Here is a 13562-nt window from a genome sequence, read left to right on the forward strand (position 1 = left end):
CGGATCGTCTGTCCATGCATCGCTGATGCTGTACGGCGCTGATCACCGTCCGGGCGGCAGCGCGACGCCCAGACGAACCCGGTAGGCCTTCAGGACCTTGCCGAGCGTCTTCAGGTTCTCCGGATGGTCTACACCGGACTCCAGCTCCCTGATCCGGATCGGACGGACGCCGGCGACCTCGGCGACCTGCTTGTGGGAGGCCTTCCCCCGGAGCTTGACCAACAGGTCCGGCAGGTCCTCGTCAAGGTCCTCGAACATGCGGAACTTCTCGGCGGCCCCCATGCGGGTATGACCCAGGTGCCAGTGGCCACAGTGTCCACAGCTGTACCAGCTCGTCGAGGGATCCTCGCGGAGCCGGTCCGGAATCTCGCCCTCGCTGCGGTAGCGGCGCTTGAAGACCTTCTTCCCTTCGCGCATGGTCGTGCACTCGCGCGGGGCGTCCTCGGCCCGGGAGGCGGGGTTGGACATCCCCGCGCACCGGGGAGCGCAGTACAGCCCGAGCAGCACCGGGTCCTGGGGACGCAGCGCCAGACCCTTGCCACACCCCTTGCACCGCTGTCTCTTCGGGAACAGCACCTCAGCCACGCCCGGCCTCCTTCATTTCTGCGTTGCCGGACCGGTCGTCGCGGCCCTCCTCAGCCTTCTTCCTGGCGCGCCTCTCGCGCGCCGCCGCCCGGATCCGGGCGCGGTAATCGGGGTCATCGCGGTACCGCTGCCGCTGCCGCTGCTTCTTGCGCTCGGCCCGCTGCGGGTCCGCGGCGATGTACCTGGCGCTGGCAGCAGCCTGGTCGGCCCGGAACTGCGGGTCCTGGCGGTACCGGCGGGAGTGGTCGCGCTTGCAGGGACGGCACACCCAGGTGCCGTCCTTGGCCCAGTAGCCGTTGTCGGCGTCCATCGTGTGCCCGCGGGCACAGGTACGGCTGCCCGGCCGGCGCAGCGGCTTGGCCCCCTTCTGCATGTGCCCGGGGTTGACGCAGGCACTGCGACCACAGGCCATCCGCAGGATCTCGTCCTGCGTCAGGGACCCGAGCCCGAGCTCCTGCTGCAGGGCCTCCCAGGCGTATCGGCGCGGCGTGGCCGAGGATCGGCCGTTCGACAGGCCGAAGCGGCCCGAGGCGGTCCAGACCCAGCAGCCTGTGCCGTCGAGCCTGCCCGCCTCCTTATCGACCTTCTCCCAGAACCGCTCGGCGTCGGTCGCTGTACTCCTGTGCGTGGCGGTGCTCACCGGATCGGCCGCCCTTCCCGCTCGCGCTCGAGCTTCGCCTGCTTCTTCGTCGCCTCCCGCACCCGGTCCCGGACGAAGACCGCGTCCTTGTGCGTGATCGGAGCCTCGTGGACATTGTGCGAGCCGCGCAGGAAGTTGCTCGTGCGGTCCGCGATCGAGTACGCGAGTGCCTGCTCGATCGCCGCGCTGGTCTCCTTTACCTCACCCAGCTGCCCGTGCAGCGCGGCCAGGCCTTGGGTCTGCTCACGGCCCATCTGCTCCAGGGCTTCCATGCGCGCCGCGATGCTGCCCAGCAGCGGATCACGGGAGCGGAACAGCTGCGCCGCGCGCCGGGTGGCAGCATCGGTCGCCAGTCCAAGGTCGAGCTGGGCCAGCAGAAAGGCCGTGACCAGGCTTGCCTGGCTCAACCGCTCGGTGAACTCGCGGGCCGCCGTGTCGCCGACGCCGAGCTCACGGACGGCCGCTGAGCGCAGCTGCTCCCGCAGCGCGCCGACGATGGCCTCGGGCAGGGCCCGGACGGCAGGCTGGCTCTTCACGCCGTCGAGCCGGAAGCCGCTCTGTGGCAACGACTCGCTGCCCTCGTCCCCTCCGCCGGAGCCGCCCCTGGCCGCCGCAGACTGCACGGCCTCCTGATGGTCGGTGTGCTGGAGCGGGACGGGCGGGAGGAGGTTGGCATCTTCCGGCGGCGACACCGGGAGGGCCGCGGGGTGTGCTTCGGCGTCTGCGTCGTCGTGCACCTGCGGCATCGCTGCTGTGTCCACGACGACGGCGTCGCTCTGGGCCGGGGGAGTGGCGCTGCCTGCTCCCGAGCCTCCCCGCTGGCCGGCACCGGTTTCCCGGTCAAGGTTCTCGGCGCTCTGCTGCGGGGCCTCATCCTTCTCCGGCGTGTCCTGCTCCGGCTCCGCCGGCTGTGCCCGTTCCTGGGCCCGCTTCAGGCCCTCGCTCCCGCCGGTCCGGTACGCATCGAGGAAGGACGTGTCGACGTCCATCAGCTCGTCGGTGGACGGCATGATCTCGTTCAGCCCCTGGCTCACGTCAGCTCCCCGTTCTCCTCGTCCAGCAGATAGTTGTCGCCCCTGGTCAGCCCGAGCAGGGAATCGAAGCCCATGGTCACGACCCGCTCGAGGTTGGCGTTGTTCGTCGAAAGCGCCTTGAGCTCGTCGACGACCTGGTTGATGCGCGCGGTGAGCAGATCAGGGATGTCGAAGTCGAGATTCTCGCGCCGGATCTTCTCGGCGATCGCCTCGGCGTAGTACTCGTTGGCGGAGGGGTAGCCGCGCCGCTGCGCCCAGTACTCCGCCCGCTGCTTCTCGTCCGAGGACAGGCGGGTAAAGACCCGCTCCCTGCGGTCGCTGCCGTTCTGGTCGGTGCTCGGTCCACCGGACCTGGTCGCAGCCCGCGCAGCGGGAGGCGCAGCCTTCGGCTCGTCGACGACGGTCATGTCTGGCCTCTCCTGTCATATTCGACTGATGTACGAGTCCATTCTAACGTCATTCGAATGCCTGTCACGAATGATTGGGCAATGACTTGTGACAGACCTTTGGGAGAGGTCGGGCAGAGAGGTAGGGTCATCTGCGTCACCCGGTCAGCGCCTGATCGCGTGTCCCAGGCGGCCTCGGTTCCTCGACCCCAAGGCCGGGGCCGCTGGACGTTGGTTCGCACCTCCCGTTCGTGGGAAAAAGAGAAGGCCCCGACGCGCATGAAGCGCACCGGGGCCTTTATTCCTGGCTGCCGTCCCAGAGCCCAGGCCTGTCCAGTCCGCCCGGCATTTTGCTCCACGTTGCGCGCCGTTCCCGCCCGGGCGTACGATTCCATCGAACATATGTTCGAAAAGGAAGTGGACATGCAGGCCTCGCAGCCAGAACCGTTGGCGCTCGACGAGCCGCTGATACTCCCGTTTGCGCCGGAAGCCGTCGCCTGCGGCTTCCCCAGCCCTGCAGAGGGATATTGGTCGGGGGACCTCGATCTTGTCCAGCACCTGGTCCGGGACCCAACCTGCACATTCGTCTGGCGTGCAGCCGGCCATTCCATGACCGGAGCCGGAATCAATGACGGCGACCTGCTGCTCGTGGACCGGGGGATCGATCCCGTTCCGGGCAAGATTGTGATCGCCGTCGTTGACGGCGAATACACCGTCAAGCGGCTGGACGTCATCCAAGGACGTACCGTTCTCGTGGCAGAGAACCTCGACTATGCGGACATCGTTCTCCACGAACACACGGAGATGTCAGTCTGGGGCGTGGTCACATGGATTCTGTCTCCTGCGAAAATCAAACGTGGTGTCAGACCCCGCCTATAGTCTCCAGCCGTGGCAATGACGACTCTGACCCCAGCACCCGATCAAATCGCTCTCGTAGACTGCGTCTCCTTTTACGCCAACGCGGAGCGTGTCTTCGACCCCACGCTGCATGACCGGCCGACCCTTGTCCTCTCGAACAATGACGGCTGTGTGGTTGCCGCGTGCCCGCTGGTGAAGGAGCTCGATCCTGACATCATGGGCAAGCCGTGGTTCAAGATCCGCGGCTGGTGCCAGGCCAAGGGCGTCGAAGCCAGGTCATCGAACTATGAGCTCTATGGCTCGCTGAGTGCACGGGTTGCCACCATTCTGGGCCGCTTCAGTGCGTGGCAGGAAGTGTATTCGATCGACGAAAGCTGGCTGAAGCTGCGGGGGGCTCCTGAAGAACTCGAATCACGGGGACAGGAGATCCGACGGACTGTCCTCCAGCTGACCGGAATTCCTGTCCGCGTCGCGATCGGTCCCACGAAGACCCTCGCCAAGGTAGCGGCTCTCGGCATCAAGAAAAACCCCGCGTTCAATGGTGTTCTCGATCTCCGGCGGTTTTCGGAGGAGCAGCTTGACCGGATCCTTGACTCCCTCCATGTGACTGACCTCTGGGGCGTCGCCGGGCGTAACGGCAAGCGCCTGGCTGCGCTCGGCATCCACACGGCCAGAGAACTGCGCGACGCTGATGCCAAATGGCTCCGCAAACGGTTCTCCGTCGTCATGGAAAGAACCATCCTGGAGCTGCGCGGGCAAAAATGCATCGAGCTGGAGACCCAGCCGCCGGCTGCCAAGGACCAGCTGATCTATTCCAGGAGCTTCTCGCGCAAGCTTACGGACCCTGACGAGATGCATCAGGTTCTGTCGATCTACGCCCAGCGGGTCTCAGCACGTCTTCGGGCCCAGGGGTCCGTCGCCGGCGTGCTCTCGGTGTGGGCTTCGACCGGCTGGGCCGACGAAGGAACCGTCCCGCATTCAGCCCACCGGGCTGTTCCGCTGGCCATGCCGACCGATGACCCGATCGCGCTTACGAAAGCTGCCAGTGTGATCCTGCCTGATCTGTTTCCGACCGCCGGTATCCGCTACGCCCGTGCAGGAGTTGTACTCACGGGACTGCGCGCGGGTGACGGCGTTCAGTTCCTACCTGTGTTCCAATCCGAATTCGAAGATCGGGGAGTAGGGAAGGTACTTGACGAAATCACGAGAAAGCTCGGCGCGCAGGCAGTGGGTGTGGGCCTGGGTGGCATGAAGACCCCGCCGGCGTGGGAGATGAAGCGCGCCATGCTCTCGAAGCGCTGCACGACCCACTGGGACGAGCTGCCGGTCGCTGTGGCATAGCGGGGTAAGGGAAGCGCAGGACCTCAACAGCACCCGCGCCGGCAGCAAACTCGAGCAGCGACCTGCCACATTAAAGCGCGGCTTCGAGTTCCTCCGAGGAATACCCGAACATGTAATCCTCATCCTTACCGTGTGAGGCCCAGATCTGAGCTGCATCGTAAACACTCAGCGCCTCGCTGTCGTCATCGTCATCGTCATCGTCATCTAGACCGTAGCGACACTCAAGGCAGTACATCTCGGAGTAAACAAACTTTTTCACCAGGGGCGTCCCACAGTTGGGGCACGGGGGCGTTTCACCCTCGTAGACATCGATCTCGTCCCAGCTTTTTTCCTTCTTCGCAAGGAAATCAAAGATACCCAAAGGCCCTACCGTCCCAATACGTCCCGCCGAAGCCGTTTCTGATATGACATAAACCGCTGACGACAAGCACAACCGCAATTTTCGACACGGTCAGTATCGCATGCGCCTGTTAGGTACTACCTCCACGCGAGTAAGGCGATACCTGGACGAACTTTGTTTCGGTGCCGCCGGGACCGTAGTGCTGCACGCGCTGGTGCCCGCTGACATTATGCTCGGTCGGAGACTTTCTGCTGGCCTCCTCGCCGATGCCCTCGAAAGCCGCCTCCGTGAACTCAGGGATTTTCTCCCAGACCGCCGCGCTGACCTGCTTGAATACTTCGGGCGACTTCAGTGTCAACAACGTGACCGCGCCAGCAGCCGCAAGAGCGCCAACGGCGAGACCTGTCTTGAAAGCCGGATGCTCCTTGATCCGCTGCCAGCGGGTCGGGCCCTGGCTCATATCCTGCTCGCAGGCTCCGGCGGCCTCAGGGTTGGGCACTTCAATGGGCTCAGACTGGACTGACTTGTCCTTGGGCTGCTGAAGACGTGATGGATTGAGCGGCTGCGCCCGATCGAACGGGCCTTCTTGATCATGACCGGGCACTCAGGCAGTCTATCCTTTACCGGCAATCCCAGTCTCGCTCCGGTCTTAGGCAGGCTACTCACTGCGCATGCTGTTACTTGACAACTTTCTCTTCTCCAACGGACAGAGGACGGCCGGGCAGGGCTCTATGCTCAGAGCTATGGAGGTTGAATTGACCATTGAAGATGCCCAGGGCGAAATGATGCGCGTCAGCGCGACGGGCCCCGACTATGGCACCACCCTGGCTGCTGCGAAGGCCAAAATCCCGGAAGGATCCCGGATGATCATCATTCGCGTTCCGGACCGTGAGGTGTAACCGTTTCAGTATGCTCCTCCGCCCGGATACCCTGCTGAATTCCCAGCAAGGTCCTGGTCCGGCCTGAAGCAAGCAGTCCGGCATCAGGAAGCACCAGCCATACAACCAAGACAGCGCCCGTCAAGGTTGGTCATTGCCAGGTCTGGCCACACCAGCAACGGCCCTCTTTGTGTTCCTGGATGACCAAGACCCGTTCCTCGCCGAGCAGAATGATGTCTTCGTAGCTGAGCATGCCTCCAGTGCAGCATCGGTTGCCGACTGCCGGTAGGGGAGTCCTGGCGTATGTGGAAAACCGCAGGGACGATCAAGCTCGTTCCGGTATGCCCAGCCGCCTCGATCCGGTGCCCTTCAACCTCCGTCCGAACCGGGCCTATCATGAGGGAGGGGGACACCTATTGGCCGCTTGTCGGGACAGGTCATGGCACCACACAACGCGAATAGGCGGGACAACCGCATCCCTGGAATTGCAACATTGCGCCCCGGGCACCGCATCAGGGAAATACGCCAGGACCTCCATGACCGACACCCTGCCCGGGCCCGCTACCAGGTCATTGCTGCTCATCATCCGTTAGCCGGCGGGGCACCCCTTGTGCCCCCGGCCTCGGATGAATATCAGATCCGTCTCTACGCGCGGTCCCGCAGCGGAGACGTAAGGGTGCGACTCGCCGCGGTTAGGGAGGCCATAGCAACCTCACCATATGTCTGGGAGGACCTTACCGACGATGGTGTGCGGGAATGGGTTGAGCCTTCGATTGAAGACGATGTGCTGTTGGCGGCTGCACTGGTGTCTCTGGGAACTTTGAGCGCCGAGGAACGCCCTTATTTGGGCAAGTTCGTGGTCGAGGAGATCTACGAGATTCTGACAAGTGCAGAAGCGGCTTACTGGCACCGGGCCGTATCAGGCCGCCGCCGGCACTGACCGAATCAGCCTGGTTCCGAGATCCTAAGCTCTCAGAGCGGACCAAACGTCGTTCTTGAACCTATGAAGCATGGGCCTCTCGGCTGAACTCTGCAAGAATCACGGCATGGTCGACCGCACTGCGTCCGATGAGCACTACGTGCTTGACCTGTGCGATGGCGTCCTCGGCATGAGCAGCTGTCGCCAAGCGACGTTCGATTGGCTCCGCGGCGACCCGTCCCCTTTGCGACCCCTCGGCACCAAGCTACCCGTGGACGGCTTTTGGTCCGATCTCAAGCTCGTCGTCGAGTTCCAGGAGGAGCAGCATTCGAAGCCGTCGCCGTTCTTCGATCGGCGGCAGACCGTCTCTGGTGTCGGTCGCGGCGAGCAACGTCGCCTCTACGACGAACGCAAGCGCCTTCTTATCCCCGAACATGGATTGAAGCTCGTTGTGATCGAGAAGTCCGCGTTCATCGTCAAGTCGAAGCGGATCCGGCGCGACCCGACGAGGGACATTGCCGTGGTGCGCGCGCACCTCGGCAATGCGCAGCCAAAACGGCTCTAGTGCCGACGTCGCCATCGAAGTGCTGTGACGCGGACTCCGCTCTGGAATGCTGCCATCTGGGGCTTGCTATGACTTCGGCAGCCTTGTGAACAGGAAAAGAAGAACCGGTGCGAGTATGCACCGGTTCTTCTTTTTGATCGGTAGAAGCCAATCAACGGCAGGACGAAAACCCGCGATGGATGAGCCTCAGACCTTTGCGCTGGCCGTGCAGTCCACGAGTGCCGAGGTGAAGTCCTTCGACTTCCAGATCTTCTTGTCCTCGTCCTTCGGCAGGAAGTCCGAGATCGATCCGGTCCCTATTGGTGCGCCGCCGGCGAGGAAGCGCAGCGTCTCCTGCGAGAACCCTGCCTGGAAGACGACGCCCGCCAGGCAAGCGCCCGAGGCTGCGTAGGTCTTCTTCTGATCCTCGTTCAGCGCATAGGAGGAGAACGTCGAAACGAGCCCCGCGGTCAGCTGTGAGGAGGAGTTGATGCTCGCGCCCTGCGGCACCGGGAACTTCGGCGTAAGATCCGGCTGCCGGGCCTGGGGGAGCTCCTGTCCCTGCTTCGGCGGCACGTAGACCTGATCCTTGCCGTCCTTGCCGTCCTTGCTGGTCGTGGCAAACGGGGCCGGGGTCGGCGGGATCACCGCGTCGACGCAAGCGTCGAACTTGTCGCGCAGCTCGGGGGAGAGCATGATCGCGGCGTCCATCGCGCTGACCTCGCGCAGGCCATTTGCCACCGCGGCGATGTCGTCGCTGCCCTTGCCCACGATGTAAGCCTGCGCGGCGTCCGAGAGCTTCTTGTCCTCTACGGCGCGGACCAGGCACGCGCCGCCGTCGGCGCTCTTGGCCCCGGTGCCCTGGAACACGAGCCGGTCCAGCGCCTTGCCGAGGTTCTCGCTGGTCACCTTCGCCGCGCTGGTGCTCGGGCTCGGCGATGGCTGCGCCGTCTCTGAACCGGCGGAGCATCCGGCGAGCAGGCTGCCCAGCACCGCCAGTGCGGCGGCGGACAATGCCGCCTTCCTCGTCATCGGGGTCTTCATCGCCATGGCCTCTCCTGTCGGGTCGATGTCTGCGCCGGATGGCACAGAGTCCGCATCCGACTGGTCTTCCAGTACATCTTATCCGATAGGTCAATCGAATGGTCTATCGGTTGATGCGCGAAGAGCGACACAAAAGACGGCTGACAGAAGGTCTGCGCCAGGCCCTGGCGATGCCTGGTATCGCCAGGGGGCAGCTGGGCTGGGAGGGATCAACGGAGTTGATCCGGACGGGTGCTCGACGCGTCCCGAGCGCGTCACCCGGTCCCTGGGTGGGCCGGGTCGGGACGGCTTGCTGCGCCCGGACGACGCCGAGCGAGAGAGGGACTGCCAATGACCCGGACGACTGTGCCGACGGACCTGATGCCGCGCTGCCAGATCGCAGACCCGCAGGTGCAGGAGCACCTGCCGTGCCAGCACCACGAGAGCGGCGGCGTGCAGTGCGAGAACCCCGATCCACACACGGACGATCACTGGATCTCGGAGCACACAATTTCCCACGCGCTGGCCGGAAACGGCTACGCCTGCACGGCGTTCGACCCCGCAGAGCCGGCCCGAGCCTTCCAAGGGCCTGTCCAGACCTACACCGAACAGCAGATGGTCGACGCGCTCCTGCGCTGCGCCGCGGATCAGGACAGCCTCCCGCGCAACGACTACATCCGCCGCAGACACGACGACGAACCATCCGCGCCGCTGCTGGAGCGCCGGTTCGGCTCCTGGAATGCAGCCCTGGAGAGAGCGGGCCTGAACACCACCGAGCAGCCGCTGCACTTCCAGGGCGCGACCACGAAGTGGACCGAGGAGATGATCCTCGACGCCCTGCGCGAGTGCTGGATCAAGACCGGCTCCATCGCCGTGCTCGCCTACGAGGCCTGGCGCACCGGCGGCACCGACGGCATTTGCCGGACCCATGTCCCGCCGGCGGCCACCATCCGGTTCCGGATGGGCAGCTGGTCGCGGGCCACGCAGCTCGCCGTGGGATGAGCCGGCGGCCCTGACGCGGGTGGCTGCCATCCCGCTCATCCCACTGACCGCACACAGACCGAAGGACTCCATCATGACGATCGCCCGCCCCCTCCATGACGTCATCGACGACGCACGGCCGTCGGACGCCATCGCACAGCAGATCCAACTGCAGGCCGCCGCTGCGCTCCTGCCCGAACAGGAGTGGTGCGGCGGCTGCACCCCCGGGGACGATCCGGTGCCCGATGTCGAGGGCGGCATCCCTGGCATGCCGCAGGACGTCGTCCTGCGTACGACGGAGCCGCTGCCGCTGCCCGCGGCCTGGAAGGCCGCCTGGGGCCCGGCCCCGCTCTACGACATCGCGTACCTCGCCTGTGGGCACACCGTTGCCCGCCGGGCCTCCTGACCCGGGGCAGGGATGCAGCGACGCAGCGCAGCTGCGCCGGGGGACTCATCGACTGAACCACCGACCAGCGAAGGAGCGTCCCGCTCATGCCCATGACACCACTACAGAGCTGGGCCCTCATCGTGCTGCTCGCCGTCTTTGTGCTCGGGCTCATCTGGCTCTACGCCGAGGCCGAGGCTGCGCTCCGGCGCAGACATACAGACAAGGCGGCAGCACAGCAGCCGCAGGCCGAGGAGGCAGACAGCTCGCTCGTTCCCATTCCTGTACCCACCGCCCGCCCGACCCTTCGTCTCATCCAGGGGCAGGGCCACCAGGGCTCCGCGAGGTCCCGTCGCGGTCCCGCCGAGGTCTACGACTGGGCCCGCCGGGGAATCTAAAGAGACCCCTTCCGGCCCCCCTGGCCTCCTGCGGGGCTGGGTCAAGACTTCATGCGGCCCACTGCCGCACCACGAACAGCCCCGGGCCGTCGCGAGAAGCGCCGGACACACCGTTCCTGCCGCAGCCCGGCAACGAAGCCACGGCGGCCCGGGGTCAACAACCATTCACCTGCCTGTGCAGGCATCGAAAGCGAGAAGAACCATGGACCAGACCATCGCACCGCCCGTCATCAAGCACAGCGTCGCCGTCGACTTCGGCGTCATCGAGCTCACGGGCACCCTGCAGCACGCCGACGCCCAGCGCAGCCTCGTACTCCTGACCGACGAGGCCCCCGAGCGCATCTCGGTGAACCTCGAGGCATATGGCCTCGTAGCCGGCCCGGGGCGAGTGTTCATCAAGGACTGGTCGGAACACGCTGGCCTGGCCGAGCGCCTGCAGGAGGCGGGGCTCGTGCGCATCATGCGCTCCGTGACCGTCGGTCCGTTCGCCTCCACCGCCCACGAGGTCGAGGTCACGCTCTGATGGCCGCGGACACCCATGCGCTGAGCGTCCTGAAGCTGAGCACCGGCCACCTCGAGAAGATCGAGCAGCTCCAGGGACGGATGCTCGCCCTCGGCGAGGAACAGCTGGAGGTCGAGCGCCGCCAGCTCGAGGCCCAGGACACGCAGAACGTCCTCGCCTGGCTGCAGCTGCAGCAGGCCCAGGGGCATGCACCCGACCCGACGCTCGTGGACCTGGTCCGCCGGCGGCTGCGGATCTGAAGCAGACAGGAGAAACGCCATGGACAACATCATCGAGAGCACCGGAGTCCTCATCGCCACTCTTGCCTTCATGATCTGCCTCGCGTGGCTGGGCTGGTTGCTGTTCCGGAGACGGTTCCCGAACCGGGACGGGCAGATCGCGTACCTGGAGGAGGACTACCGGCGGGCCTGCGAGAGCGGAGACGTGGCCGCGGCCGATCAGATCGAGGCTGAACTCTGGGATCTGGGGGCAGCACCGGGCTGGCCTTGGGCCGGGCGTACCGGGTTCGATCAGCGCAGCTGATGCGGGACCCGTGATGCAAGGGCATCTGGGATCAACGCAGTTGATCCGGAAGGAGCACTGAGGAGCGCTCGATCAGCACAGCTGATCCGAGTCTTCATTCGAAAGATCATCGTCTGATCAGCACAGCTGATCCGGATGGGGGTCTGAGAGACAACCGAACACTTCAACTCACCATCGCGCGCGGAGCAGGGACACTGCCCGCGCGTTTCGTGCACAACGAGGAGAAATACTCATGTCGAACCCCCGCAACTCCGCCACCGTCATAGGCCGCCTGACCAAGGACCCGGTCGTCTTCAACAACCAGGACGGCTCCAAGAAGGTCGCGTTCACCCTGATGGCCGACCACAACTACACCGACAGCCATGGCAACCGCGGCGCTGACGCTGTGCCGGTCGAGGCCTTCGTGCGCGCGACCACCAACGGCATCGGCCCGTTCGCGAGCATCCACAAGGGTGACCTCGTGGCCGTGAACCTCAAGCTGCGCCAGGACCGCTACACCAAGAACGGTGTCGAGGTCTTCGAGCTCAAGGCAGTCGTCGAGGACATCACGTTCCTCGAGCCCCGCTCGGTGACCCAGGCCCGCGTGAACGAGCGCGTCGCTGCCGCCGAGGCGCAGAACCAGGCCCTGCAGACCCAGCCGGCTCCGGCTCCCGTCGCAGCCGCTGCCGCACCGCAGCCGGCCGTCGCCAGCGCCGTCCACAGCGAGGAGCTGCCCTTCTCCTGAGAAGCGCGCCCCGCACCCAGCACAACCCACAACTGAATAACAACCGAATAGGCGGCTCACGCACGCCGACAGTCCCCGTCCGAGGAGCCTCGCGCTGCTCGGACGGGGATCTGCTTTCGCTGGCCGCCGTCCTGCCCTGCCCCCAACGTCATCAGCCAAGAGAAGGAGTTCCGCCATGCAGATCGTCGCCGACGCGACCGTCGAGGCCACCGATCACGACCAGGCCCTGCACGCAGGGCTCACCGCCGTCGTCGGCTCGGTGATCACCGACCACCCCGGACCGGATGTCGAGGCCATGGTCGACGACGTCGTCACCGCCGTCATCCAGAAGCTGCGCCTTCACGCCAGCCAGGTCTTCGTCGCCGATCACGGCGGCACCCGCCCCGTGGAGCGCTTCCGCACCGTCACCGGGCGGATGGACCTGGAGGACGAATGAGCCTGGTCCAGCAGCTCGAGCCCGCCGCCGAGGTCCAGCCGGCTGCCGGGCTTCCCGCGGCGGCGCGGATCCTCGCCGAGACGTATCCCCGGATCGTCGACTTCGACCCCAGTGGGATGACGATCGAAGAAGTGCACTACTTCCTCGGTGAGTCGGCTGCCGTCGCCTTCTTCCAGTTCCTGGTCCTCACCAAGCGGTGCAAGGCCGCCGTCGGGATCCGGCGCTGAGAGCTTCCGTGCAGAGCGGTTCGATCCCTCCGTGGCTCCGGCCCCACCAGCGCCCCGCGCGCCCTGCCCTGCCCTCCCGGCAGCAGCGGCGTGGCGGGGCGCTGTCTTTTCGTTCAGGTTTCGTTCGTGGCCTGTGTGGAGGGGATCGGCACAGCCGATCCGGATCTGACGACGAAGGACAACGTCCCCGTCCTGCCACACTTCACTGGAGGTCCGCCATGTCTGGTCTCAGCTGCCCCAACGATGGCGTGCCGATGGAGTCCGACGCCCCCGCCACGGCCCGCGAACGGGCCGGCCGGCGCGGTTGCGCCTGCACCCACACCTGCCCGGAGTGCGGCTACTCCGAGATCCGCTGATCACCACCCATCGACCGAGGAGGGGCCATGTCGACCTCCGTGCAGCACCGTCATCACCGCAACCACGACCACACCCTCACCGGCTTCCTGTCCGCCGTCGCAGCGGTCTTCCAGGAGCTGAACGCCGCCGACGACGCCGACGAGCTCGAGCGCCACGTCGGCTGGGTCTCGCACTCGTGCGAGCCGGACTACCAGGTGCTCGTCGAGCTGATCGGCCCCGCGCCGGGCCTCGCCCTGCAGCTGGTCATCGACCTGGACATCGACTCGACGGTCGCCTCCGCGCAGATCGTCGGCACGGCCGATGACGAGTCGTTCACGACGGACGTCGAGGTCGGAGTCCGGTTCCTGTCCCATCTCGTCGAGCACCACCTCGCGCCAGCGGCCAGGCCGTGCGACGGCTGCACGGCTCCGGACTCCCTGCGGGCACCGACCTGGAAGTGAGTGGCGAACGGCTCCTCGTCC

Annotated in this window: 23 protein-coding genes; 16 read left to right on the plus strand and 7 right to left on the minus strand. The window is 65.7% G+C overall.

Features of this window, described 5'->3' with window-relative positions; genetic code table 11:
* Positions 1-42 precede the first annotated feature (42 nt).
* The 4 genes from QRN53_RS11150 to QRN53_RS11165 form a co-directional block, all read right to left on the minus strand.
* Positions 43-468 carry a helix-turn-helix domain-containing protein gene (locus tag QRN53_RS11150; protein ID WP_144599829.1) on the minus strand — a complete coding sequence of 142 codons (426 nt, stop codon included), beginning with the start codon at positions 466-468 and terminating at the stop codon, positions 43-45.
* A 109-nt stretch (positions 469-577) separates the two neighbouring features.
* On the minus strand, positions 578-1225 hold the full coding sequence (locus tag QRN53_RS11155; RefSeq protein WP_056387666.1) for a hypothetical protein: 648 nt from the start codon (positions 1223-1225) through the stop codon (positions 578-580).
* Positions 1222-2259, minus strand: a complete 1038-nt coding sequence (locus QRN53_RS11160; RefSeq protein ID WP_056387663.1) for a hypothetical protein — start codon at positions 2257-2259, stop codon at positions 1222-1224. Before QRN53_RS11160 ends, QRN53_RS11155 begins: the two co-directional genes overlap by 4 nt.
* Positions 2256-2666, minus strand: a complete 411-nt coding sequence (locus QRN53_RS11165; protein WP_056387660.1) for a hypothetical protein — start codon at positions 2664-2666, stop codon at positions 2256-2258. Before QRN53_RS11165 ends, QRN53_RS11160 begins: the two co-directional genes overlap by 4 nt.
* 381 nt (positions 2667-3047) lie before the next feature.
* On the opposite strand from QRN53_RS11165, the gene QRN53_RS11170 reads away from it, so the two are divergent.
* Positions 3048-3524, plus strand: a complete 477-nt coding sequence (locus QRN53_RS11170) for a LexA family protein (RefSeq protein WP_235009458.1) — start codon at positions 3048-3050, stop codon at positions 3522-3524.
* A 15-nt stretch (positions 3525-3539) separates the two neighbouring features.
* On the plus strand, positions 3540-4844 hold the full coding sequence (locus tag QRN53_RS11175; RefSeq protein WP_082581623.1) for a Y-family DNA polymerase: 1305 nt from the start codon (positions 3540-3542) through the stop codon (positions 4842-4844).
* Between the two features lie 70 nt (positions 4845-4914).
* On the opposite strand, the gene QRN53_RS11180 is transcribed toward QRN53_RS11175, so the two are convergent.
* Together QRN53_RS11180 and QRN53_RS11185 are read right to left on the minus strand one after the other, a co-directional pair.
* Entirely contained in the window at positions 4915-5205 is a 291-nt protein-coding gene (locus tag QRN53_RS11180) for a hypothetical protein (RefSeq protein WP_056387658.1), read from the minus strand.
* Positions 5206-5314: 109 nt separating this feature from the next.
* Positions 5315-5788: a hypothetical protein gene (locus tag QRN53_RS11185; RefSeq protein WP_142133549.1), complete on the minus strand. Its 474-nt coding sequence runs from the start codon at positions 5786-5788 to the stop codon at positions 5315-5317.
* 139 nt (positions 5789-5927) lie between these two features.
* On the opposite strand from QRN53_RS11185, the gene QRN53_RS11190 reads away from it, so the two are divergent.
* From QRN53_RS11190 to QRN53_RS11200, 3 genes are all read left to right on the plus strand, one after another.
* On the plus strand, positions 5928-6083 hold the full coding sequence (locus tag QRN53_RS11190; protein ID WP_284975261.1) for a hypothetical protein: 156 nt from the start codon (positions 5928-5930) through the stop codon (positions 6081-6083).
* A gap of 727 nt (positions 6084-6810) precedes the next feature.
* Positions 6811-7002 carry a hypothetical protein gene (locus QRN53_RS11195; RefSeq protein ID WP_162256812.1) on the plus strand — a complete coding sequence of 64 codons (192 nt, stop codon included), beginning with the start codon at positions 6811-6813 and terminating at the stop codon, positions 7000-7002.
* Between the two features lie 106 nt (positions 7003-7108).
* Positions 7109-7546, plus strand: a complete 438-nt coding sequence (locus QRN53_RS11200) for a hypothetical protein (RefSeq protein ID WP_056388145.1) — start codon at positions 7109-7111, stop codon at positions 7544-7546.
* A 186-nt stretch (positions 7547-7732) separates the two neighbouring features.
* On the opposite strand, the gene QRN53_RS11205 is transcribed toward QRN53_RS11200, so the two are convergent.
* Positions 7733-8575 (minus strand): hypothetical protein, encoded by an 843-nt coding sequence (locus QRN53_RS11205; protein WP_202986597.1) that lies wholly within the window; start codon positions 8573-8575, stop codon positions 7733-7735.
* A gap of 324 nt (positions 8576-8899) precedes the next feature.
* Between QRN53_RS11205 and QRN53_RS11210 the strand changes: the two genes are divergently transcribed.
* From QRN53_RS11210 to QRN53_RS11260, 11 genes are all read left to right on the plus strand, one after another.
* Positions 8900-9550 carry a homing endonuclease associated repeat-containing protein gene (locus QRN53_RS11210; protein WP_142133550.1) on the plus strand — a complete coding sequence of 217 codons (651 nt, stop codon included), beginning with the start codon at positions 8900-8902 and terminating at the stop codon, positions 9548-9550.
* A gap of 73 nt (positions 9551-9623) precedes the next feature.
* Positions 9624-9935, plus strand: a complete 312-nt coding sequence (locus QRN53_RS11215; RefSeq protein ID WP_056387641.1) for a hypothetical protein — start codon at positions 9624-9626, stop codon at positions 9933-9935.
* 86 nt (positions 9936-10021) lie between these two features.
* Entirely contained in the window at positions 10022-10312 is a 291-nt protein-coding gene (locus QRN53_RS11220) for a hypothetical protein (RefSeq protein ID WP_056387639.1), read from the plus strand.
* Positions 10313-10487: 175 nt separating this feature from the next.
* Complete coding sequence (locus QRN53_RS11225) at positions 10488-10835, plus strand: hypothetical protein (protein WP_142133551.1); 348 nt, start codon at positions 10488-10490, stop codon at positions 10833-10835.
* Positions 10835-11074, plus strand: coding sequence for a hypothetical protein (locus tag QRN53_RS11230; RefSeq protein WP_056387635.1), 240 nt, complete (start codon positions 10835-10837; stop codon positions 11072-11074). The genes QRN53_RS11225 and QRN53_RS11230 overlap by 1 nt, the downstream gene beginning before the upstream one ends.
* Positions 11075-11093: 19 nt before the next feature.
* Positions 11094-11357 carry a hypothetical protein gene (locus QRN53_RS11235; RefSeq protein ID WP_056387633.1) on the plus strand — a complete coding sequence of 88 codons (264 nt, stop codon included), beginning with the start codon at positions 11094-11096 and terminating at the stop codon, positions 11355-11357.
* Between the two features lie 232 nt (positions 11358-11589).
* Positions 11590-12081 carry a single-stranded DNA-binding protein gene (locus QRN53_RS11240; protein ID WP_056387630.1) on the plus strand — a complete coding sequence of 164 codons (492 nt, stop codon included), beginning with the start codon at positions 11590-11592 and terminating at the stop codon, positions 12079-12081.
* 175 nt (positions 12082-12256) lie between these two features.
* Positions 12257-12517, plus strand: coding sequence for a hypothetical protein (locus QRN53_RS11245; RefSeq protein ID WP_056387628.1), 261 nt, complete (start codon positions 12257-12259; stop codon positions 12515-12517).
* Positions 12514-12744 (plus strand): hypothetical protein, encoded by a 231-nt coding sequence (locus QRN53_RS11250; protein WP_056387625.1) that lies wholly within the window; start codon positions 12514-12516, stop codon positions 12742-12744. Before QRN53_RS11245 ends, QRN53_RS11250 begins: the two co-directional genes overlap by 4 nt.
* Positions 12745-12962: 218 nt before the next feature.
* Positions 12963-13100 carry a hypothetical protein gene (locus QRN53_RS11255; RefSeq protein ID WP_156400144.1) on the plus strand — a complete coding sequence of 46 codons (138 nt, stop codon included), beginning with the start codon at positions 12963-12965 and terminating at the stop codon, positions 13098-13100.
* 27 nt (positions 13101-13127) lie between these two features.
* Positions 13128-13541: a hypothetical protein gene (locus QRN53_RS11260; protein WP_056387620.1), complete on the plus strand. Its 414-nt coding sequence runs from the start codon at positions 13128-13130 to the stop codon at positions 13539-13541.
* Positions 13542-13562: the final 21 nt, after the last annotated feature.

The organism is Pseudarthrobacter sp. fls2-241-R2A-127 (assembly GCF_030209355.1).
Taxonomy (GTDB): Bacteria; Actinomycetota; Actinomycetes; order Actinomycetales; family Micrococcaceae; genus Arthrobacter.

What these genes read in the sequence shown, in the direction of transcription:
- QRN53_RS11150 (WP_144599829.1), bottom strand. Translation starts at nt 468, where the DNA reads ATGTCCAACCCCGCCTCCCGGGCCGAGGACGCCCCGCGCGAGTGCACG.
- QRN53_RS11165 (WP_056387660.1), bottom strand. Translation starts at nt 2,666, where the DNA reads ATGACCGTCGTCGACGAGCCGAAGGCTGCGCCTCCCGCTGCGCGGGCT.
- QRN53_RS11170 (WP_235009458.1), top strand. Translation starts at nt 3,048, where the DNA reads ATGTTCGAAAAGGAAGTGGACATGCAGGCCTCGCAGCCAGAACCGTTG.
- QRN53_RS11175 (WP_082581623.1), top strand. Translation starts at nt 3,540, where the DNA reads ATGACGACTCTGACCCCAGCACCCGATCAAATCGCTCTCGTAGACTGC.
- QRN53_RS11190 (WP_284975261.1), top strand. Translation starts at nt 5,928, where the DNA reads ATGGAGGTTGAATTGACCATTGAAGATGCCCAGGGCGAAATGATGCGC.
- QRN53_RS11200 (WP_056388145.1), top strand. Translation starts at nt 7,109, where the DNA reads ATGGTCGACCGCACTGCGTCCGATGAGCACTACGTGCTTGACCTGTGC.
- QRN53_RS11205 (WP_202986597.1), bottom strand. Translation starts at nt 8,575, where the DNA reads ATGGCGATGAAGACCCCGATGACGAGGAAGGCGGCATTGTCCGCCGCC.
- QRN53_RS11210 (WP_142133550.1), top strand. Translation starts at nt 8,900, where the DNA reads ATGACCCGGACGACTGTGCCGACGGACCTGATGCCGCGCTGCCAGATC.
- QRN53_RS11215 (WP_056387641.1), top strand. Translation starts at nt 9,624, where the DNA reads ATGACGATCGCCCGCCCCCTCCATGACGTCATCGACGACGCACGGCCG.
- QRN53_RS11220 (WP_056387639.1), top strand. Translation starts at nt 10,022, where the DNA reads ATGCCCATGACACCACTACAGAGCTGGGCCCTCATCGTGCTGCTCGCC.
- QRN53_RS11230 (WP_056387635.1), top strand. Translation starts at nt 10,835, where the DNA reads ATGGCCGCGGACACCCATGCGCTGAGCGTCCTGAAGCTGAGCACCGGC.
- QRN53_RS11235 (WP_056387633.1), top strand. Translation starts at nt 11,094, where the DNA reads ATGGACAACATCATCGAGAGCACCGGAGTCCTCATCGCCACTCTTGCC.
- QRN53_RS11240 (WP_056387630.1), top strand. Translation starts at nt 11,590, where the DNA reads ATGTCGAACCCCCGCAACTCCGCCACCGTCATAGGCCGCCTGACCAAG.
- QRN53_RS11245 (WP_056387628.1), top strand. Translation starts at nt 12,257, where the DNA reads ATGCAGATCGTCGCCGACGCGACCGTCGAGGCCACCGATCACGACCAG.
- QRN53_RS11250 (WP_056387625.1), top strand. Translation starts at nt 12,514, where the DNA reads ATGAGCCTGGTCCAGCAGCTCGAGCCCGCCGCCGAGGTCCAGCCGGCT.
- QRN53_RS11255 (WP_156400144.1), top strand. Translation starts at nt 12,963, where the DNA reads ATGTCTGGTCTCAGCTGCCCCAACGATGGCGTGCCGATGGAGTCCGAC.
- QRN53_RS11260 (WP_056387620.1), top strand. Translation starts at nt 13,128, where the DNA reads ATGTCGACCTCCGTGCAGCACCGTCATCACCGCAACCACGACCACACC.